Here is a 19,719-nt window from a genome sequence, read left to right on the forward strand (position 1 = left end):
CCAAATTCTTTCATAATATAGGTATGAATATCGGCGCCTGTGAGTCGGCCTCCCTCATTGCTTTTAGCGCGTAATTCAATGAAGTCAGTCAGTTGTTTTTGCTGTGCAGGGCTTAAGAAAGCCGGTCTTCCTGTTTGTGGCTTCTCTTGTAATCCTCTTAGGCCTTCTTCGAGAAAAATTCGTACCCATTTATTAACACTGGTTCGACTGACTTTAAGAAATTTAGCAATTTCAGTACGCGAATAACCATCTTGAAAGTGCGATAGTGCCAGTAATCGCATTTTCATTTGAATGGATTTTTGTTGGCTTGCGAGTGCTTTGAAGTCGATATTTTTTAAGCTTCTGAGAAGCTTACCTATCTGTTTCCAGGCTTTTATTTAGATGGTGTGGAAAAAGCTCAAGTAAAGCAGCAAGCAAAGGTTCTTGTTCTCGGCTGCGCTTACAGCAGAGACCTAATTGCATCGGAGCGATGTTTTCTTGGTGATGCCGACAGACTTTATCTCCTACCGGGCTATTGTTAATAACTACATCAGGTGCAATACCGACCCCACAGCCTAATGCCACCATACTGACAATCGCTTCATGCCCACCAACCTGCGCATAAATGCTTGGTTTCACTTTTTTTGATTTTAGCCACTTATCGGCAAGCTCCCTCGCTGTTCCTGACTCAGGAAGAATAAAAGGGAGTTGGCTCCAGTCAGGTGTATCCGTGAGGTGCCTCTGTAGCCCCGGAGGCGGGATTAACGGGGTTATGACTGACATTGATACCTTATCAAGCTCAAGGTAGGTCAGTTTCGCCGAGAGAGCCTCCGGTTTTGCTGCAATGGCGATATCTGCCTCACCCTGTAATACTTTATCAACTGCCTGAGCAGGATCACCGGTAATGAGCTGGATTTCAACTTGTGGATAGAGTTGGCGGAATTCACTAAGAATGGCAGGAAGGTGGCTATAGCTTGCTGTTACAGAGCAGAAAAGCTTGAGCTTACCTTGCAGTAGCTGTTTTTGATCATTGAGCTGGTTCTTGAGCTCAAGCCAACTGGAAACGATTTGTGCTGCGACAGGCAGAAGTTTTTTCCCCGCAGAGGTCAGCTCAACACTACGATTGTCACGAATAAATAATATTTGCCCAGTATCGTCTTCGAGACGCTGAATGATACGGCTGAGAGCGGATGGGCTAATATGCATCGCTTGTGCCGTTTGACTAAAGCTTTTGGAATCACACAGATGCAGAAATAGTTGCAGGTTCTTGATGTTCATCGTTCATGTTGCACTTTTTGCAATGAGTTGTTGTGAATATATCACTTTGCGCAACAAAGTACCTGTTCTACTATCAGGTTATTCGACAGGAAGATGTCGACCCAAGGAACAGAATTCACGGAGTTTGTAGTTATGGCTAATTATTTCAATACCCTAAATCTACGCCAGCAGTTAGATCAGCTAGGTCGTTGTCGTTTTATGGATCGTGCTGAGTTCGCAACTGAAGCTGATTACCTGAAAGGCAAAAAAGTGGTTATCGTTGGTTGTGGTGCACAGGGCCTGAACCAAGGCCTGAATATGCGTGATTCAGGTCTGGATGTTGCCTATGCACTTCGTCAGGCGGCGATTGACGAACAGCGTCAGTCCTATAAAAATGCCAAAGAGAATGGTTTTGAAGTCGATAGCTACGAAAAACTGATCCCACAAGCCGATCTTGTGGTTAACCTAACACCAGACAAGCAGCATTCCAATGTAGTTGAAACTGTTATGCCGCTAATGAAGCAAGGTGCAGCTCTGGGCTATTCGCATGGTTTTAATATCGTTGAAGAAGGTATGCAGGTTCGTGATGATTTGACCGTTGTAATGGTTGCTCCTAAGTGTCCAGGTACTGAAGTCCGTGAAGAGTACAAGCGTGGCTTTGGTGTTCCTACACTTATTGCCGTTCATCCAGAAAATGACCCGAAAGGTGACGGTCTGGATATTGCTAAAGCTTGGGCTGCTGCCACTGGTGGGCATCGTGCTGGTGTACTTGAGTCTTCGTTTGTGGCTGAAGTTAAATCGGATCTTATGGGTGAGCAAACCATCCTCTGTGGCATGCTACAGGCCGGTTCAATTGTTTGTTATGAAAAGATGATCGCAGAAGGTATCGAACCTGCCTATGCCGGCAAGCTACTTCAATTTGGTTGGGAAACAATCACCGAAGCGCTGAAGTTTGGTGGCATCTCCCACATGATGGATCGCCTATCTAATCCAGCGAAAGTGAAAGCGTTTGAATTGTCTGAAGAGCTTAAAGAGCTGATGCGCCCGCTGTACAACAAACATATGGATGACATCATCACTGGCCACTTCTCTAGCACGATGATGGCTGACTGGGCTAATGACGATGTAAACCTATTGGGTTGGCGTGCCGAAACCGCTGAAACAGCCTTTGAAAATTACCCCGACTCGGAACTTCAGATTGAAGAGCAGGAGTATTTTGATAACGGTATTCTGATGGTGGCGATGGTACGCGCTGGTGTTGAGCTTGCCTTTGAGGCGATGACTGCCTCAGGCATTATTGAAGAGTCAGCTTATTACGAATCTCTGCATGAGCTACCGCTTATTGCGAATACTATCGCACGTAAGCGCCTGTATGAAATGAACGTTGTTATCTCCGATACGGCTGAATATGGTAACTACCTCTTTGCCAATATAGCGACGCCTTTACTGCGTGAGAAGTTCATGCCATCCGTGAGTACAGACGTGATTGGTAAAGGCCTGAATGAAACAAGCAATCAGGTTGATAACCAGCAGTTGATTGATGTTAACGAAGCTGTTCGCAACCATCCGGTAGAGTGGGTTGGTCAGGAGCTACGCGGCTACATGACAGACATGAAGCGCATCGCTGTAGGCGGTTAATCCCACCACAACAAACAAAAAGCCCGGTAAAAATTTGCCGGGCTTTTTTATTGCTTGTTCAATACTAATAATTGATTAAGCTTCGTTATCTTGCTTGTTGTCAGTTAGCTTGGTTTCCAGCTCGCTCATTTTCTGTTCCAGCTCAGTTAGCTTTTGCCGTGTACGCAGCAGCACCTGAGTTTGGACGTCAAATTCTTCACGGCTAACGACATCTAGTTTACCAAGCTGCGCCTGAATGACCTGACGAACTTTCTGTTCTACATCGTTACCTAGCTCTTTTACTGGCTGAGGCATTGACTCGTGGATCTGCTTGGCGACCTGCTCAAGCTTTTTTGGATCAAACATAGCTGAGTTAACTCCGTAACGGCTTTTAATCTGTTGCCGTTATCTTATTCAAATATGAACGAGTTGTCGTCGGTGAATCGGAAAATAAAAAAAGGCCGCGCGAGGCGGCCTTGATATTTATCTGATTTGCTTAGCAGTCACGAGCCTTCAAAGCGTTGCGCGCTTCGTCAGCCCGCTTCAGCTTTTCCAGATCTTTGTCCTCGACAAAGATTGGCAGTGGTTTGTGAATGCTTGCCAGATAAGTGTAGATCACAGGTAGTACGAACAGGGTAAAGAGCGTACCGATGGCCAGGCCCGATACGATAACAATACCGATACTAAAGCGCTGGGCTGCACCTGCTCCTGTTGCATAGAGCAATGGGATCAGACCGGCAATCATTGCAGCCGTTGTCATTAGGATAGGACGTAGACGAACCTTCGCCGCTTCCATAACCGCAGCCATACGATCTTTCTGATTATGAAGCTGTTCTTCTTTGGCAACCTCACAAATCAAAATACCGTGCTTGGTGATCAAACCAATCAGGGTGATCAGACCGACTTGCGAATATATGTTCATCGAAGCTGCGCCCCAGGCCAGAGCAACAAGAGCACCACAGATAGCCAACGGTACTGATACCAAGATAACCAGCGGATCACGCAATGATTCGAACTGGATTGCCAGAACCAGGAAGATAATGGCCAGTGCCAAGGCAAAGGTCGTATATAGAGCATTACCTTCGGTAACGAACTGACGCGCTTCACCCATGAAATCGTACTGGTAACCGGAAGGTAGCTTTCCAGCCGCATCGTTCTGGAACCAGTTGATAGCATCTCCCATTGCAGTACCCGGCGCAGGAACCGCACCAATGGTTGCAGAGTTTAGCTGATTGAAGTGAGGCAGGGCACGTGGCTCAGCAACAACATCAATGGTGATCAAGCTACCCAAAGGAATCGCTTTACCATCGGCAGCTCGCACGTAGTAACCTTTAATCGATTCTGGATTCAGGCGGTACTTACGTTCTACCTGCGGGATCACCTCGTAAGAGCGACCGTTGAGGTCGATACGGTTGACATAGCCGTCGGCCATCATGGTGCTCAAGGTGATACCGATATCCTGCATGGTCACGCCGTAGGCACCAGCCTTATCTTTGTCTATGCGGATTTTCATGGTTGCCGAGTCATAGTTCAGATCAAGATCGGAATAGACGAACATCGGGTTTGTTTTCACATCGGTCAGAATATCTGTCGCGACCTGGAACAGGCTTTCGAACTGGTTTGGTGTTGTGATAACAAACTGAATTGGCAAACCAGATCCCGCACCTGGAAGCTCCGGCATCTGGAATGCCGTTACCGCCATTTCAGGCACTTCTTTCACTTGTTCTGTTACACGCTTAACCACTTCAGCCTGGCTCGCTTCACGCTCACTCCATGGCACCATAGAGGCGATACCAAATGCCTGGTTGGAGTTAGGAACCCCAGAGAATACCTGGGCGAAAGCAACCTCAGGCTGATCAGTCAGCATTTGGTTCACCTTGGTCATGGTGTTTTCAATGTAATCCAGGTTGGCATTTGATGGTGCTGTACCCATCATCATCAATACGCCCTTATCCTCTGCGGGTGCCAGTTCACTTGGGATGAACTTGAACAGCATCGGAAGACTGGTAAATACGATGATTGCAAACACAATAACGACCGGACGCATCTTCATGATACCGCCAAGCATCTTCTCGTAGCGGTTAGTCATGCGATCCAGAAAGTTATGGACTGATGTTTCAAATCGGCTTGGCTTTTCATTAGCCTTGAGCATCTTTGAACACATCATCGGCGACAGGGTCAATGCTACGATACCAGAGACAAAAACCGCACCAGCCAGTGTCAGGGCAAATTCTTTAAACAGTGAACCGGTGATCCCGCCCATCATCGCGATTGGCGCATATACCGCACCCAGCGTCAGGGTCATCGCAATTACCGGTACCGCAATTTCGCGCGTACCGATAATGGCAGCACGGAAGGGCGACTCGCCAAGTTTGAGGTGACGATCGACGTTTTCCAGTACCACGATGGCATCATCAACCACCAAACCGATGGCCAGTACCATTGCCAGCAGAGTCATCAGATTCCATGAAAAGCCAAAGGCCTGCATCACCATCGCTACACCAATCAATGACAGCGGGATAGTGATGATTGGAATGATAACAGCACGGAATGAGCCCAAGAACAAGGTGATCACCACCAATACGATCAGTGCCGCTTCAGCGATAGTCTTGATAACTTCGTTGATCGATTCATTGATTGCAATGGTTGAGTCATACATCACGTTCATCTTGATGTTGTCTGGCATGTTGCGTTCTAGCTCAGGCAACAGTTCAAGTATATCTGCAGCGATGTTAATGGGGTTGGCACTTGGGGCTGCGTTGATGGCTGCAACAACGGCTTCTTCGCCGTTTGCCGAAGCGCGGTAGATATCATGACTTTTTTCCAAGGTGACTCTGGCTATGTCACCCAGGCGGATCACCTGGCCTTCCTTGGTTGAAACAACCAGTTTTTCCAGCTCATCAGTATTGGATACCTGGGTGTCGGCAGTTCCGTTATACAGGACAAACTCACCGACAGCCTGACCTGTTGCTGACTGATAGTTGTTGGCGTTCAGAACGCCCATAACGTCGGTTGCCGTCAGGTTGTAGGCTGCCATTTTGGCAGGATCAAGCCATACGCGAAGTGCGTATTTCATACCGCCATAGAGATCGACCTTGGATACACCGTTAACCGTGAAGAACTGCGGGTTGATCACTCGCTCAAGGTAGTCAGTGATCTGGCTGGATGCCAGCTCGTCACTGGTAAAGCCAATGTACATCACAGCCGTTGTCGAACCTGTCGACATGGTTACGGTCGGATCTTCAGATTCTTTAGGCAACTGGGAGCGAACCGAGTTGGTCTTCGCCAGAATATCGGCCAGTGCAGCATTCGGATCAGTATTGAGCTTCATTGTTACCGTAATGGTGGACTTACCCAGTACGGAAGACGAGGTCATGAAGTCGATATTATCAGCCTGGGCAATGGCCTGTTCCAGTGGCTGAGTTATAAAGCCCTGGATCAGGTCGGCACTTGCCCCGTAGTAGCTGGTTGATACCGTTACTACGGTGTTGGTCATGTCGGGGTATTCCCGCACCTGCATCTTGAAGATAGCTTGCAGGCCGAGCAGGGCAATCAGGAAACTGATTGATACCGCCAGGACAGGACGTTTAATAAAAACATCAGTAAAACGCATTAATCCTCCGGATTACAGCATTGGTGTTTCTGCTGGCGCTTCGAGTGCATCGCTTTCAACAATATGCACTTTTGCGTCATTACTCAGGCGAACCTGACCAGATGTGACAACTGTGTCACCGGCTTTTACGCCGTCAAGGACGTGGACAATATCGCCTTTACGTTCGCCAGTTTTAACGACAGATTGGCGAACTCGCAGATCACCCTTGTCATCTTTGTTGATCAGGTAGACGTTGTCACCGTATAAGGTGAAGGTGATGGCTGTCTGCGGCAGAGTGATTTGGTTTTCCAGTGTCGGCAGGATAATGTGTGCTCGGGCAAACATACCGCTACGAAGCTGACCTTCGTTATTTGGGATATCAGCCTGAACCTGAACTAAGCCACTTTGAAAGTTAACGGCTGGTTCAATCGCACTGATCTTACCGCTGAATGGCGTTTCAGGGTAAGCATCAACAAATATTTCGACATCCTGGCCAAGATGGATATCCGAGATATCAGTCTGCGGTACGGTAAAGCGCAACTTCATCAGGGTTGTATCTTCAAGGCGAACAATGTCATCACTTGGTTGGATGTACTGGCCCAGGAATACGTTACGCAGGCCGACCACCCCATCAAAAGGTGCTTTGATAGTACGGCGGTCAATGGTTGCCTTCAGGCTTTCAATGTCTGCAGAAAGCGAAAAGTAAGAAGCCTCTGCATCATCATAAGCTTCTTTGGAGATTGAGCCTTTTTTGTATAGTCCCTGATAGCGGGCATACTTGGCTTTGGCTGCCGGCAGACGGGCCTCAGCACTTTTCAGATTGGCAATTTCAACATCTGAGTCAAGATTCACCAATGGCTGATCTTTTTTGATGGTAGAGCCTGATTCAAAATCAATCTTATTGATCACGCCTGATACTTCAGTCGTTATGGTGACCCCTTGGTTAGGCTCGATGAAGCCGATTGCCTCAATGGCCGGTACCCAGTTGGTTGACTGGGTTTCCAAGACGGTAACAGGGAACTCAGGTTCAGGCATGTTGGCAAATTTTTCCATTTTGTCCTGAATATCGAAGTATTTGTCCACAAATAAAGTGCCAAATAATAGCCCTACGATTATTAGCATGCCTAGCCATGCTACCCATCTTTTCATTATATAATGCTCCGGAATTACTAATGTTAATGCTGTGTTATGGCGTCCCAACACGCTTCGATTGCTGCATCTCGTGCATCGTCGCTGACGTTGAAGACTCCGTTGACATGTTTTCGAGCCAAGCAAGCGCTCGGCTCAAGGCTTAAAACACTTAAAATTTCATTGTCGAGTTGTTTGAACTGGCCGCTGGCTTTTCCTTCATCAAACAGCTGGTTGACCTTGGCAAATAGCTTCTGTTCAAGCTGGTACTGTTCTTGCCCCTGACGCCTTGGTAGGTTTTCAAACTGACCACGGTTAATCAATGGAGCGTCTTCTTGATTTGCCATCTTCCAGATATTCAACCACATGGTACGGAAGCGTTTTTTCAGAGGCATCTCATCAGACACGTCCTGAGTAATTTTGTTCGCCACATGGCTTAAAATATGATCATGAAGCTGATGAAGTAAGTCATCCTTATCCTCAAAATAGCGATAAATTGTTCCCGCCGCGACGCCTGCTTCCTTGGCGACCATCTGCATGGATATACCGTGAAAGCCATACATTGCCAGCAATTTTTCTGTTGCCTGCAATATGCGTGTTTTCTTATCACTCATAAAAGTCACAAATGTAAAAAAAGGTAATGAATGAATGTTCATTCATTATTTTAGGGAGCAAAGTTTATTGTGCAAGTGTTTTCTTAACAGAAGACGGTAGCCACCATGAATATTCGAGGTCGAATAGACATGTGACAGGAACTCGCTACAATGCGCCTGCTGACCTTTAGATGATCAAAAACGACATAGGATACGCTGATGAAACTGAACCCAAGGCAAACCGAAGCGGTAAATTACGTGGCTGGTCCGTGTTTAGTGCTGGCTGGAGCCGGTTCTGGCAAAACCCGGGTGATTACCAACAAAATAGCGTATCTAGTCCAGCATTGTGATTATAAGGCCCGTAATATTGCAGCCCTGACGTTTACTAACAAGGCCGCTCGCGAGATGAAAGAGCGGGTAGGACAGACATTGGGGCGTCAGGAGTCCAAAGGGTTGATGGTATCGACTTTCCACACCTTGGGTCTGAATATTATCCGTCGGGAATACAAAGTACTGGGTCTGAAAGCCAGTTTTTCTTTGTTTGACGATCAGGACCAGATGGCGTTGCTCAAAGAACTGACCGAGGCCGAAATTGACGGTGACAAAGACTTGCTCAAACAGTTGATGTCGACGATTTCTAACTGGAAGAATGACATGCTGTCGCCGGGTGAAGCCATGGCATATGCGAAATCAGAAAAAGATCAGCTATTTGCTCATTGTTATGACATGTATCAGAAGCAGATGAAGGCCTACAACGCCCTCGATTTCGATGATCTGATCCTGATGCCGGTACTATTGCTGAGGGATGACCAGGACGTTCGTCAGCGTTGGCAGAACCGCATTCGCTACCTGCTGGTGGATGAGTACCAAGATACCAATACCAGCCAATACCTGTTTGTGAAACTGCTGGTGGGTGAGCGCTCACGCTTTACTGTCGTTGGTGATGATGATCAGTCGATATATTCCTGGCGCGGAGCCCAGCCGGAAAACCTCGGTTTATTGAATAAAGATTTTCCGTCACTTCGGGTGATCAAGCTGGAGCAGAACTACCGCTCGACCAGCCGTATCTTGCGCACGGCCAATATTTTGATTGCCAATAATCCCCACTTATTTGAGAAGGCGCTGTTTTCAGAGATCCCCGATGGGGAAATGCTCAAGGTGATCACGGCCAAGAACGAAGATCATGAGGCTGAGAAGGTGGTGGGTGAGCTGATTGCCCATCGCTTTTTGAATAATACCGGCTATAAAGACTATGCGATCTTGTACCGCGGCAACCATCAGTCGCGGTTGTTTGAGAAGGCCCTGATGCAAAACAGGATCCCCTATAAAATTTCAGGTGGAACGTCTTTCTTCTCGCGGGCGGAAATCAAAGACATCATGGCGTACCTGCGGCTATTGACCAATCTGGATGATGACAATGCCTTCCTGAGGATTGTGAACACCCCGCGTCGTGAAATTGGTCCGGTAACGCTGGAAAAGCTGGGTACCTATGCCAACATGCGAGGGAAAAGCCTGTTTTCAGCCAGTTTTGAACTCGGGTTGGAACAGCATCTGAGCGGTCGTGGGCTGGAATCGTTACAGCGTTTTACCCGCTGGATTGTAGAATTATCCGACAATGCTGAACGTGGTGATACGGTAGCGGCAGTCCGCCAGTTGGTGCGCGATATTAACTATGAAGATTGGCTGTACGAAAGTTCGCCGAGCCCGAAAGCGGCAGAGATGCGAATGAAGAATGTCTCCGATCTATATAGTTGGATAACGGCGGACCTGGAAGGAGACAACTATGATCAGGAAGAAAAAACACTAAAAGAAGTGGTCCAACGGCTGACACTGCGCGACATGATGGAGCGCGGTGAAGATGACGAGGATGCCGATCAGGTTCAGTTAATGACGCTGCATGCATCAAAAGGTCTCGAGTTCCCTTATGTTTATCTGATTGGTACCGAGGAGGGTATTTTGCCTCATCAGGTCAGTATCGATGAAGACAATGTCGAGGAAGAGCGTCGTTTGGCGTATGTCGGTATCACCCGAGCCCAGAAAGAGCTGACCTTTACCTTATGTAAAGAACGCCGTCAGTATGGTGAGTTGCTAAAACCGGAACCGAGCCGTTTCTTATATGAACTGCCCCAGGATGACTTGGAGTGGGAGGCCGATAAGAAACCGGTGACTCAGCAAGAGCGGATGCAGAAAGGACAGGCGCATATTGCCAATATCCGGTCAATGTTCAAGAAATAGTTAATTAATAGATGCCTAAAAAAGGGTTGATGCAGCAATAGCACCAACCCTTTTTGCTCTTTAGCTTCTAGCTTATAGGCCTTCAATCATATGGTTAATAGCAGCAATGATTTCGTCATCGCTACAATCCATACATGACCCTTTCGCAGGCATCGCATTGAAGCCGTTGATTGCGTGATCGGTTAATACATCGTTACCTTTGGCAAGACGCGGTCCCCAGTCGCCAGCATCTCCTTTTTTTGGTGCGCCCATGATCCCAGCACCGTGACAGGCAACACAGAAAGTGCCATATACGCTATCACCGCTGCGTGGACCGGCAGCAACCGCAGGTCCTGCGGGGGCATCACCTTCAAGATATACTGAGCCAACCGGCTGAATTCGTTCTGCAATAGCTTCGTCTGACATATCAGCAGCTACGGCAGTGCCGGCAAACGTTATTGCTGCTACAGCGGCTACCATTAGTTGTCGAAGAGATAATTCCATTGAGCTCACCTTACACTTCCAGATTTTTATGTGCGATTGCCACAGTCGTATGAATGAGTTGTTGTTAGTCGTACTGTTGAGACAAGGCTGTGATTATTTAAAAATTGTTTAAATTGTAACAACCAAGTGATTATATCTCCTAAATTTACAGTGATAAACTAGGTGGCAGTGTTTGTATGATACGAATCAACAGTTATTTGTTTATATTTAAAGCGAACGGAAAAAAAATCTCAAAAAAGACTAGACGAGGGACGGCGTGATCCGTAATATTCACCTCCGCCGATAGGGCAAGGCGCCCGTAGCTCAGCTGGATAGAGCGTTGGCCTCCGGAGCCAAAGGTCGAAGGTTCGAATCCTTTCGGGCGCGCCATTCCGGATTGAAATATTGGCAAAAATAGTGGTGGCTATAGCTCAGTTGGTAGAGCCCTGGATTGTGATTCCGGTGGTCGCGAGTTCGAATCTCGTTAGCCACCCCATTATTTGGTAACTTCGGTTTCCAGTTTTGATTTATTTCGAAACGAAACGTTCTTGCTTATAGAACATTGTCGGTGAATAGCGCAGCTTGGTAGCGCATCTGGTTTGGGACCAGAGGGTCGGGGGTTCGAATCCCTCTTCACCGACCACTATTTCAATAATTGCCTTGGCGATTATATAAAAAGTTAGTGGTGGCTATAGCTCAGTTGGTAGAGCCCTGGATTGTGATTCCGGTGGTCGCGAGTTCGAATCTCGTTAGCCACCCCATTAACTCGGTAACCCAGTTTACTTCGTAGACAAGGTTTCCCATTTTGATTATTCAAAATAAAATGCTCGTCGGTGAATAGCGCAGCTTGGTAGCGCATCTGGTTTGGGACCAGAGGGTCGGGGGTTCGAATCCCTCTTCACCGACCACTTTAAGAAAGCCTGCTCAATGAGCAGGCTTTTTTTCGTCTGTAGAAAGTTGATACCGTGAGACCTCAAATTGGCTCTTTAGCGACTATCTTTATAAAGCCTGCTCAATGAGCAGGTTTTTTCGTTTCAGTTTCTTGGTAAAGCCAGCGTAACGTTTGTACAAAAAGAGATATTGCTTTGGCTGATATTTCACGTGGTAGTAATAGTGTGATCTACTGCTTACTTGGTAAGAAAGCAGCTATCTGTTTTGGTCTTTGTCTCACAAGCCGCAAATACCACTAAAAAAGTGGCGCTTTACAGAGTGTTGTTTATTTATTGTTAATTTAAGGCTTTTGGGAGGTGATATTTTATTCAGTGTGCTTTTTGGCGATGTAATAGCTTATAACCATAACTTCAGCGTGATATGCTGATAAACAAAGCACGTTTTAGCCGCTATCCTCTCAATCAAATCTTGTTGAGTTTGCTCTCTGAATCCGCTTTAATGATTATTTATTCGATAATTATTCATTTCTGTAGTTTTTCAGCTTGTTTTGTTGATTTTCTGTGAAATTTTTGCCAAATTGACTGCTGAGCATCTATTCAGCAATTTGTGCTGAAAGTGAAGGGATTCAATTTTTCAGACAGGGCAGAACGCTGCCGAGCAGTTGGGGTCTGGTAATGGCATTATTAGAAGTTAAAAATCTCCGAATTGAATATCCATCTCGCCATGGAGTTCATGCCGCGGTGAAATCTCTGTCGTTCTCGATTGAACGCGGTGAAATTGTCGGTGTGGTCGGAGAATCAGGAGCAGGTAAATCGACAGTGGGTAACGCTGTTATTGATCTGCTGAGCCCGCCGGGACAAATCGCCAGTGGTGATGTGTATCTCGACGGTGAGAAAATTTCAGGGCTCTCCCCTGATCAGATGCGAAGGGTCCGCGGGTCAAAAATCGGTTTTATTTTTCAGGATCCGATGACTTCGCTGAACCCTCTGTTTACTGTTGAGCAGCAGCTGACAGAAACTATTGTGACGAACCTGAAGGTGAGTCAGGCAGAAGCGTACTCCCGTGCTTTGGGTTTAATGGAGCAGGTGGGAATACCTCAGCCTGAATTACGGATCAAGCAGTATCCTCATCAGTTTTCTGGTGGTATGCGCCAGCGTGTGGTTATAGCAATCGCGTTGGCGGGTGAGCCTGATCTGATTATTGCCGATGAGCCGACGACGGCACTGGATGTCTCTATTCAGGATCAAATTCTCAATCTTATCCGTGAGCTCTGTGTTAAGAAGAACGTGGGTTGTATGTTGGTTACCCATGACATGGGAGTCGTTTCCAACGTCACGGATCGTGTTGCGGTGATGTATCGCGGTGATTTGGTCGAAATTGGCACCACAGAGCAGGTGCTGGGCCGCCCGACCCACCCGTATACCCAGAGCCTGATTTCTGCTGTTCCGCGTTCTGATGTGAAGCTGAAGCGATTCCCGCTGGTGAGCTACATTGAAGAAGCGCAGGAAATGACGCAGCTAGATGTCAAGAATCACTGGCTGGGCCAGAGTGAAGATCAGCGTAGTTATAATGGTGCCTTGTTGCAGGTTGAGAATGTCAATTTGCGCTTTATCACTAAAAACTCTTTCTTTGAAAGTCGCCGAGAATACGTCCAGGCATCGAATAATGTCAGTTTTGAGATCTTTGAAGGCGAGACATTTGGCCTGGTTGGTGAGTCCGGTTCCGGTAAATCAACTATTGCTCGGGTAATTGCCGGCCTCTATCCGCCGAATTCTGGCAAGGTGGTGTTTGAAGGTATTGATTTAACGGCATTAAAAAGTGAAAAAGAACGTCGTCCGCTGCGCCGCCAAATGCAGATGGTATTCCAGAACCCATATTCATCCATGAACCCGCGAATGAAAATCTCGGACATTATTGCCGAGCCTATCCGCTTCCACAAACTTACTGAAAATGAAGCCCAGACCCGCCAGATCGTAAATGATTTGCTGGACCATGTCGGCCTGGGCCGAGCTGCCGGTGTGAAGTACCCGCATGAATTCTCCGGGGGGCAGCGCCAGCGTATTTCTATCGCTCGTGCTCTTGCAACCCGTCCGCGCTTGTTGATTTGTGATGAACCGACCTCGGCCCTGGATGTATCTGTACAGGCTCAAATCCTCAATCTGCTGAAAGATCTGCAGGATGAGCTGAATCTCACGATGCTGTTTATCAGTCACGATTTGCCTGTGATCCGCCAGATGTGTGACCGTATTGGCGTAATGCAAATGGGGACATTGCTGGAAGTCTCGCCCACCGAACAGCTGTTTACTTCGCCACAGCACGAGTACAGCAAACAACTTATTTCGCTGATGCCAGAATTTAAGGGCATGAGTCTGGAAGGATTGAAGTTAGCTTAACCTCTGACACTATCGGCAGACAGGCCGGGTCAGGGCAGGTATGAGAACAACCTATAACAAGCAAACACAACGGCAAGGGAGTTATCTCCCCCGCATAAAGGAGCTATGCAATGAAAACCATCAAGACCAAGCTGGCAGTCGCTTTAATGGCCGCAGGCCTGAGTTTGAGTGCAGCAGCAGCAGACATCAAAGTTGGCTACAGTGCTGACCCTGTTTCACTGGACCCACATGAGCAACTTTCTGGTGGCACGCTGCAATTGTCCCATATGGTATTTGATCCACTGGTGCGCTTTACCCAGGATATGGATTTTGAGCCTCGTTTGGCCGAAAGCTGGGAACGTATCGATGATACGACTTTTCGCTTTAAACTTCGTGAAGGTGTGAAATTCCATTCCGGCAACCTCATGACCGCTGATGATGTGGTATGGACGTTTAATCGTCTGAAGAGTTCTCCTGATTTTAAAGCGATCTTTGAACCGTATACCGAGCTGAAAAAAGTTGACGATTACACCGTTGATTTGATCTCTTCGGGGCCTTATCCGCTGGTACTTCAGACTGCAACGTACATTTTCCCGATGGATAGCAAATTCTATAGCGGCAAAACAAAAGATGGTAAAGACAAAGGAGAGCTGGTCAAACACGGTAACTCTTATGCTTCGACCCATCTTTCGGGTACCGGTCCGTTTATCGTCACTGCGCGCGAGCAGGGTGTGAAGGTGGAATTTGAGCGTTTTGCGGATTACTGGGACAAGGCGTCAAAAGGTAATGTAGACAAGCTGACGTTGGTACCTATCAAAGAAGATGCAACCCGTGTTGCCGCGTTGCTGTCTGGTGGGGTTGATATGATTCACCCTGTTGCTCCCAACGATCACAAGCGTGTTAAGAGCGCCGATGGTATCGACTTGGTGACCCTGCCTGGTACTCGTATTATCACTTTCCAGATGAACCAGAACAGTAACGAAGCATTGAAAGATGTGCGAGTTCGTCAGGCAATTGTGCATGCGATTAATAACGAAGGCATCGTGAAGAAAATCATGAAAGGCTTCGCGACAGCGGCAGGCCAGCAGGGGCCTTCGGGCTATGCGGGTTATGATGCAGAGCTAGTTCCACGTTATGACGTGAAAAAAGCCAAGCAGCTGATGAAAGAAGCCGGCTATGAGAAAGGTTTCAAGCTCACCATGATGGCACCGAACAACCGTTATGTTAACGATGCAAAAGTGGCTCAGGCGGCTGCGGCTATGTTGTCAAAGATTGGTATCAAGGTCGATTTGAAAACCCTGCCAAAAGCGCAGTACTGGCCTGAGTTTGACCTCTGTTCTGCCGATATGATGATGATTGGCTGGCACTCGGATACCGAAGATTCAGCGAACTTCTCTGAATTCCTGACGATGACACGTAACGAAGAGACCGGTAAAGGCCAGTACAACTGTGGTCATTATTCAAACGCAGATGTTGATAAACTGGTCGGTGCATCGAACGTTGAAACTGATCCGGCAAAGCGTGCCCAGATGCTACAGAAAATAGAAGCGACGCTATATAACGAGGCTGCGTTTGTACCACTACACTGGCAGAGTGAAGCGTGGGGTGCTAAATCCAATGTCCATGCCGCAGACATTGTTAACCCAATGGTTATGCCATACTTTGGTGATCTTGTTGTCGACTAACAGCTTGAGATAAAGCGTAAAGTCACCAATAAATCTAGCCATAGAAAGTAAGCAGAGTGCCGGAAAGGGTTTTCCGGCACTCATATTAAGGATGAGAGAAGGGGCAAGGAATGTTTACGTTTCTGGTCAAGCGCCTGTTTCAGGCACTGATAGTGATGTTTGTGATCAGTTTGGTGGCATTTGCCATTCAGGATAATCTTGGCGACCCATTGCGCGAGCTGGTGGGCCAGTCGGTATCAGAAGCTGAACGTCAACAATTACGCGATGATTTAGGTCTTAATGACCCGTTTATTACCAAATACAGCCGTTTCCTCGGCAATGCCGTGCAGGGAGACTTAGGAACATCATATTCCTTTAAACGTCCGGCAGCAGAAGTGATCCTCGATAAGCTACCTGCGACCCTTGAGTTGGTTTTCGGGGCAACGCTTATTATTATTGCGGTTGCCATTCCTTTGGGCGTTTATACCGCGATTCACCCTAATAGTACGTTTACTAAAACAGTGATGGCCTTAAGTAGTATTGGGATCTCAATTCCGGTATTCCTGACCGCTATCATGTTGATGTATGTTTTTTCAATTGAACTCGGTTGGCTGCCTTCTTACGGGCGGGGGGAGACCTACAACCTTCTCGGTTGGGAATCGGGTTTCTTTTCGCTAGACGGGCTTAGACACCTCGTGCTGCCTTGTATTGCATTGTCCTCTATTATGATGCCGCTTTTCATTCGCCTCGTTCGTTCTGAAATGCTTGAGGCGCTGAGTTCTGAATACATTAAATTTGCTAAAGCCAAGGGCTTGGCAATGAATAAAATTTACTATCAACACGCCCTTAAAAATACCATGCTGCCTGTACTGACTGTGGGTGGGGTGCAAATTGGTACCATGGTGGCCTATACCATCCTGACTGAAACTGTATTTCAGTGGCCAGGAACCGGATTATTGTTTCTTGATGCTATTAACCGTGTTGATACGCCGCTGATTACTGCTTACGTGATTTTTGTTGGCTTAATCTTTGTGGTAACAAATACTATCGTTGACCTACTGTATGGTTTGGTTAACCCAACTGTTAATCTGACTGGCAAGGGAGAGTAAGTCATGAATACTACGACAGCAGCCACCCCAAGCCGTTGGGCGCGTTTTAAAAATTCTGACATTGTGTACTACTTCCTGAAAGATAAAGTAGCGATGTTCAGTTTTGCTCTTTTCCTTACTTTTGTGACCGCCTCGGTGTTGGCACCGTTTATTGCCCCAACCGACCCATATGATTTGTCTCTGATCGATATTATGGATTCAGAGCTGCCGCCATCATGGATGGAAGATGGTGATAGCCGTTTCTTATTGGGTACCGATGATCAGGGCCGGGATATATTCTCGACCATTCTTTATGGCTCGCGCTTGTCACTGACGATCGGCTTGTTAGCTGTGGCTCTGCAACTGGCTCTCGGGGTAACCATCGGTTTGAGTGCTGGTTACTTCGGCGGCCGTATCGACAGTTTCTTGATGCGTTTTGCCGATGTACAGTTATCTTTCTCGACGATGATGGTTGCTATTATTGTCTCGGCGATATTCCGTACTGCATTGGGGGCAGAGTTATTTGCCCAGTATGCGGTGGTGATGCTGGTGGTTATTATCGGTGTCGCCGAATGGCCGCAGTATGCGCGTACCGTCCGTGCGTCGGTACTGGCCGAGAAGAAGAAAGAGTATGTCGAAGCCGCGCGGGTGATGGGCTTCAAGGCACCCCGAATCATGTTTCGCCATATTTTGCCGAACTGCCTGTCACCGATATTGGTTATCTCTACAGTACAGGTCGCGAATGCCATCATGTCTGAGGCCGCACTTTCTTTCCTCGGACTCGGATTACCGGTAGATCAGCCTTCGCTGGGCTCTCTGATCAGTATCGGCTTTAACTATATCTTCTCGGGTTCGTGGTGGATCACTGCTTTCCCTGGCTTAGTGCTGATTACTTTAGTGCTGGTGATTAACCTGCTGGGTGACTGGCTGCGGGATGTCTTCAATCCGAAGATTTATAAAGGATAAAAGACAGCATTATCGAGAAAGCGGCCAACTGGCCGCTTTTTTTATGTGTTTGAGTGAATAGGCCTTCACCGTTATTATTTTGTTTCTACGAGTTGCTGGTCAAAGAAGATCAGTCCTTATATCAATCGCTATCCGTCCGGATAATTGCCCAGGAATAAATCACCTAAGGCGAGGATGACCACAAAGTTACTAACGGCTCCTAAAGCCAGATCTCTGATTGAAGGTTTGTCGCGTTGAGTGATGCAAAGGCAATAAAAAACCAGCTGGCAGTCAGCTGGTTTTTTATTGGGTGCGATGAATTGCTATCGGTTAAAAGAACAGGTGTCCCATCAACGCAATTACCGGCAGTGTAACGACGGTACGCAGGATAAAGATCATAAACAGCTCCCAAGGCTTGACTGGGATTTTGCTGCCGATCAGCAGGGCACCGATTTCCGACATGTAAATCAGCTGGGTGACAGACATGGCTGCAATTACGAAGCGAGTCAGGTCACTTTCAATTCCCGAGGCCAGAATTGATGGCAGGAACATATCAGCAAAACCCACCACAATGGTTTCTGATGCCGCTGTCGCTTCTGGAATTTGTAACAGTTCAAGGAATGGGATAAATGGTAGACCGAGAATACTGAAGACCGGTGTATTTTCAGCGATAACCAGCGCCACAGTACCGATAGCCATCACAACAGGTAGAACACCGAAAATCATATCGACGGCGTTCTTAATGCCTTCTATAACCACGTGGCGAAGGCTTTTTACTTCACTTGCTTTGTTTAGTGCTTGTTCCAGGCCAAAGCTGATCACTGTTTTACCAGCAGGAACGGCTTCGTAGTCTTCGGTTACTGTCGTGCCATCAATGTAGTTGTCTTTTTTCCAGGACAGAGGTGGTAGACGTGGAACAATTACCGCGGCAGCCAAACCAGCCAGGCACACTGTCAGGTAGAACGGGGCAAACATATGTTCTAGGTTTACCTGAGCGATAACCACTAGGCTAAAAGTAATTGATACTGCGGTAAATGTTGTACCGATCACTGCAGCTTCACGCTCGGTATAGATCTTGCCTTCGTATTGCTTGCTAGTCATCAGAACGCCGACACTACCGTCACCCAGCCATGAGGCAATACAGTTAACGGCTGAGCGGCCAGGCAGGTTGAACAGCGGACGCATGATCCGGGTAAACAGAGCGCCAACAAATTCAAGCAGACCGAAGTTCAACAGGAGTGGCAGTAGCAGCCCGGCAAACAGAAATACAGAAAAGAGAACAGGCAGCAAATCATTGAGCACCAGACCACCTGTTGCGCCGTCATGGATCATTTCAGGGCCGATACCAAAGAACGTCATAACGACAAAGACGGCACCCAGCTGCTGCACAATGAACCATGGTAGTGTTGGGTTTAACAAGCCACTCAAAAAGCTGTTATCAGTGATCGCTCGGGGTTTTAGGAGCTTGGTAATAATGGTAGCTACGGCGGTTAGAGCGATCACGAATGTGACAATAGCTGTCAGCATGCCTTCAAATAGGCCTTGAACGGACTTGGCCAGAACCGCGATAGGAATGGTAATTGTGTCCTGGTACTCGATAGGTGCCATGAACAGAAATACACCTAACAGTGAAGGGAGAAGAAACATAAGCCAGTTGGCTTTGCTGCTCGAAGATGTTGCTATTGCCTGATCCTGCATACTCGACCTTTAACTAACTGTTTTGACTGTGAGTAACAAACTGCTCTTATTCTGTAGGAATAAATATTCACTGATCATCCATAATCAGGTGGTGAAAGATTACCGTTTTTATCTTTGTAATGGAATAGTTTGCGGTGTTGTACGTGTATTTATTCACTTTTGTTCTGTCATTTGGCTTGTTTGCAGTGACTTGCAGTA

General features: G+C 47.3%; 14 protein-coding genes and 5 tRNA genes. 11 read left to right on the plus strand and 8 right to left on the minus strand.

The features are described from left to right. Together EDI28_RS16415 and ilvY are read right to left on the minus strand one after the other, a co-directional pair. The coding region (locus EDI28_RS16415; RefSeq protein ID WP_233353432.1) for a helix-turn-helix domain-containing protein at positions 1 to 287 on the minus strand (287 nt) is incomplete at its 3' end. 64 nt (positions 288 to 351) lie between these two features. Further along, positions 352 to 1,257 carry an HTH-type transcriptional activator IlvY gene (ilvY, locus tag EDI28_RS16420; RefSeq protein WP_128784982.1) on the minus strand — a complete coding sequence of 302 codons (906 nt, stop codon included), beginning with the start codon at positions 1,255 to 1,257 and terminating at the stop codon, positions 352 to 354. 132 nt (positions 1,258 to 1,389) lie between these two features. Between ilvY and ilvC the strand changes: the two genes are divergently transcribed. After that, entirely contained in the window at positions 1,390 to 2,874 is a 1,485-nt protein-coding gene (gene ilvC, locus EDI28_RS16425) for a ketol-acid reductoisomerase (RefSeq protein WP_128784983.1), read from the plus strand. Positions 2,875 to 2,949: 75 nt separating this feature from the next. Here the strand turns inward: ilvC and ubiK are convergent, their stop codons facing one another. From ubiK to EDI28_RS16445, 4 genes are all read right to left on the minus strand, one after another. After that, a complete protein-coding gene (gene ubiK, locus EDI28_RS16430; RefSeq protein ID WP_128784984.1) occupies positions 2,950 to 3,219 on the minus strand; it encodes a ubiquinone biosynthesis accessory factor UbiK in 270 nt (89 codons plus the stop codon). 130 nt (positions 3,220 to 3,349) lie between these two features. Then, positions 3,350 to 6,466, minus strand: coding sequence for a multidrug efflux RND transporter permease subunit (locus tag EDI28_RS16435; RefSeq protein ID WP_128784985.1), 3,117 nt, complete (start codon positions 6,464 to 6,466; stop codon positions 3,350 to 3,352). 12 nt (positions 6,467 to 6,478) lie between these two features. Next, a complete protein-coding gene (locus EDI28_RS16440) occupies positions 6,479 to 7,594 on the minus strand; it encodes an efflux RND transporter periplasmic adaptor subunit (protein ID WP_128784986.1) in 1,116 nt (371 codons plus the stop codon). Between the two features lie 26 nt (positions 7,595 to 7,620). Continuing rightward, the gene (locus EDI28_RS16445) at positions 7,621 to 8,187 is read right to left on the minus strand and encodes a TetR/AcrR family transcriptional regulator (RefSeq protein ID WP_128784987.1); all 567 of its coding nucleotides are present in this window, start codon (positions 8,185 to 8,187) and stop codon (positions 7,621 to 7,623) included. Between the two features lie 198 nt (positions 8,188 to 8,385). Here EDI28_RS16445 and rep point away from each other — a divergent pair, with 198 nt between their 5' ends. Continuing rightward, the gene (gene rep, locus EDI28_RS16450) at positions 8,386 to 10,401 is read left to right on the plus strand and encodes a DNA helicase Rep (RefSeq protein ID WP_128784988.1); all 2,016 of its coding nucleotides are present in this window, start codon (positions 8,386 to 8,388) and stop codon (positions 10,399 to 10,401) included. Positions 10,402 to 10,473: 72 nt separating this feature from the next. On the opposite strand, the gene EDI28_RS16455 is transcribed toward rep, so the two are convergent. After that, positions 10,474 to 10,884 (minus strand): c-type cytochrome, encoded by a 411-nt coding sequence (locus tag EDI28_RS16455; protein ID WP_128784989.1) that lies wholly within the window; start codon positions 10,882 to 10,884, stop codon positions 10,474 to 10,476. Positions 10,885 to 11,176: 292 nt separating this feature from the next. Here EDI28_RS16455 and EDI28_RS16460 point away from each other — a divergent pair. The 9 genes from EDI28_RS16460 to EDI28_RS16500 all read left to right on the plus strand — a co-directional run bounded on the left by EDI28_RS16460 (position 11,177) and on the right by EDI28_RS16500 (position 17,844). Further along, positions 11,177 to 11,253, plus strand: a tRNA-Arg gene (locus EDI28_RS16460). 30 nt (positions 11,254 to 11,283) lie between these two features. Further along, positions 11,284 to 11,359, plus strand: a tRNA-His gene (locus tag EDI28_RS16465). Between the two features lie 70 nt (positions 11,360 to 11,429). Continuing rightward, positions 11,430 to 11,506 (plus strand) — tRNA-Pro (locus EDI28_RS16470). A 42-nt stretch (positions 11,507 to 11,548) separates the two neighbouring features. Beyond that, positions 11,549 to 11,624, plus strand: a tRNA-His gene (locus tag EDI28_RS16475). A 70-nt stretch (positions 11,625 to 11,694) separates the two neighbouring features. Next, positions 11,695 to 11,771: transfer RNA gene (locus tag EDI28_RS16480), tRNA-Pro, on the plus strand. Between the two features lie 657 nt (positions 11,772 to 12,428). Then, on the plus strand, positions 12,429 to 14,147 hold the full coding sequence (locus EDI28_RS16485; RefSeq protein ID WP_128784990.1) for a dipeptide ABC transporter ATP-binding protein: 1,719 nt from the start codon (positions 12,429 to 12,431) through the stop codon (positions 14,145 to 14,147). A 110-nt stretch (positions 14,148 to 14,257) separates the two neighbouring features. Then, entirely contained in the window at positions 14,258 to 15,811 is a 1,554-nt protein-coding gene (locus EDI28_RS16490) for an ABC transporter substrate-binding protein (protein WP_128784991.1), read from the plus strand. A gap of 110 nt (positions 15,812 to 15,921) precedes the next feature. Continuing rightward, complete coding sequence (locus tag EDI28_RS16495; protein WP_128784992.1) at positions 15,922 to 16,899, plus strand: ABC transporter permease; 978 nt, start codon at positions 15,922 to 15,924, stop codon at positions 16,897 to 16,899. A gap of 3 nt (positions 16,900 to 16,902) precedes the next feature. Beyond that, a complete protein-coding gene (locus tag EDI28_RS16500; protein ID WP_128784993.1) occupies positions 16,903 to 17,844 on the plus strand; it encodes an ABC transporter permease in 942 nt (313 codons plus the stop codon). Positions 17,845 to 18,153: 309 nt separating this feature from the next. Here the strand turns inward: EDI28_RS16500 and EDI28_RS16505 are convergent, their stop codons facing one another. After that, positions 18,154 to 19,521, minus strand: coding sequence for a YjiH family protein (locus EDI28_RS16505; RefSeq protein WP_128784994.1), 1,368 nt, complete (start codon positions 19,519 to 19,521; stop codon positions 18,154 to 18,156). Positions 19,522 to 19,719: the final 198 nt, after the last annotated feature.

It is taken from the genome of Photobacterium chitinilyticum (genome assembly GCF_004104355.1).
Classification (GTDB): Bacteria; Pseudomonadota; Gammaproteobacteria; order Enterobacterales; family Vibrionaceae; genus Photobacterium; species Photobacterium chitinilyticum.

What these genes read in the sequence shown, in the direction of transcription:
- EDI28_RS16455 (WP_128784989.1), bottom strand. Translation starts at nt 10,884, where the DNA reads ATGGAATTATCTCTTCGACAACTAATGGTAGCCGCTGTAGCAGCAATA.
- EDI28_RS16490 (WP_128784991.1), top strand. Translation starts at nt 14,258, where the DNA reads ATGAAAACCATCAAGACCAAGCTGGCAGTCGCTTTAATGGCCGCAGGC.
- ilvY (WP_128784982.1), bottom strand. Translation starts at nt 1,257, where the DNA reads ATGAACATCAAGAACCTGCAACTATTTCTGCATCTGTGTGATTCCAAA.
- EDI28_RS16435 (WP_128784985.1), bottom strand. Translation starts at nt 6,466, where the DNA reads ATGCGTTTTACTGATGTTTTTATTAAACGTCCTGTCCTGGCGGTATCA.
- EDI28_RS16495 (WP_128784992.1), top strand. Translation starts at nt 15,922, where the DNA reads ATGTTTACGTTTCTGGTCAAGCGCCTGTTTCAGGCACTGATAGTGATG.
- ubiK (WP_128784984.1), bottom strand. Translation starts at nt 3,219, where the DNA reads ATGTTTGATCCAAAAAAGCTTGAGCAGGTCGCCAAGCAGATCCACGAG.
- ilvC (WP_128784983.1), top strand. Translation starts at nt 1,390, where the DNA reads ATGGCTAATTATTTCAATACCCTAAATCTACGCCAGCAGTTAGATCAG.
- EDI28_RS16440 (WP_128784986.1), bottom strand. Translation starts at nt 7,594, where the DNA reads ATGAAAAGATGGGTAGCATGGCTAGGCATGCTAATAATCGTAGGGCTA.
- EDI28_RS16500 (WP_128784993.1), top strand. Translation starts at nt 16,903, where the DNA reads ATGAATACTACGACAGCAGCCACCCCAAGCCGTTGGGCGCGTTTTAAA.
- EDI28_RS16505 (WP_128784994.1), bottom strand. Translation starts at nt 19,521, where the DNA reads ATGCAGGATCAGGCAATAGCAACATCTTCGAGCAGCAAAGCCAACTGG.
- EDI28_RS16485 (WP_128784990.1), top strand. Translation starts at nt 12,429, where the DNA reads ATGGCATTATTAGAAGTTAAAAATCTCCGAATTGAATATCCATCTCGC.
- EDI28_RS16445 (WP_128784987.1), bottom strand. Translation starts at nt 8,187, where the DNA reads ATGAGTGATAAGAAAACACGCATATTGCAGGCAACAGAAAAATTGCTG.
- rep (WP_128784988.1), top strand. Translation starts at nt 8,386, where the DNA reads ATGAAACTGAACCCAAGGCAAACCGAAGCGGTAAATTACGTGGCTGGT.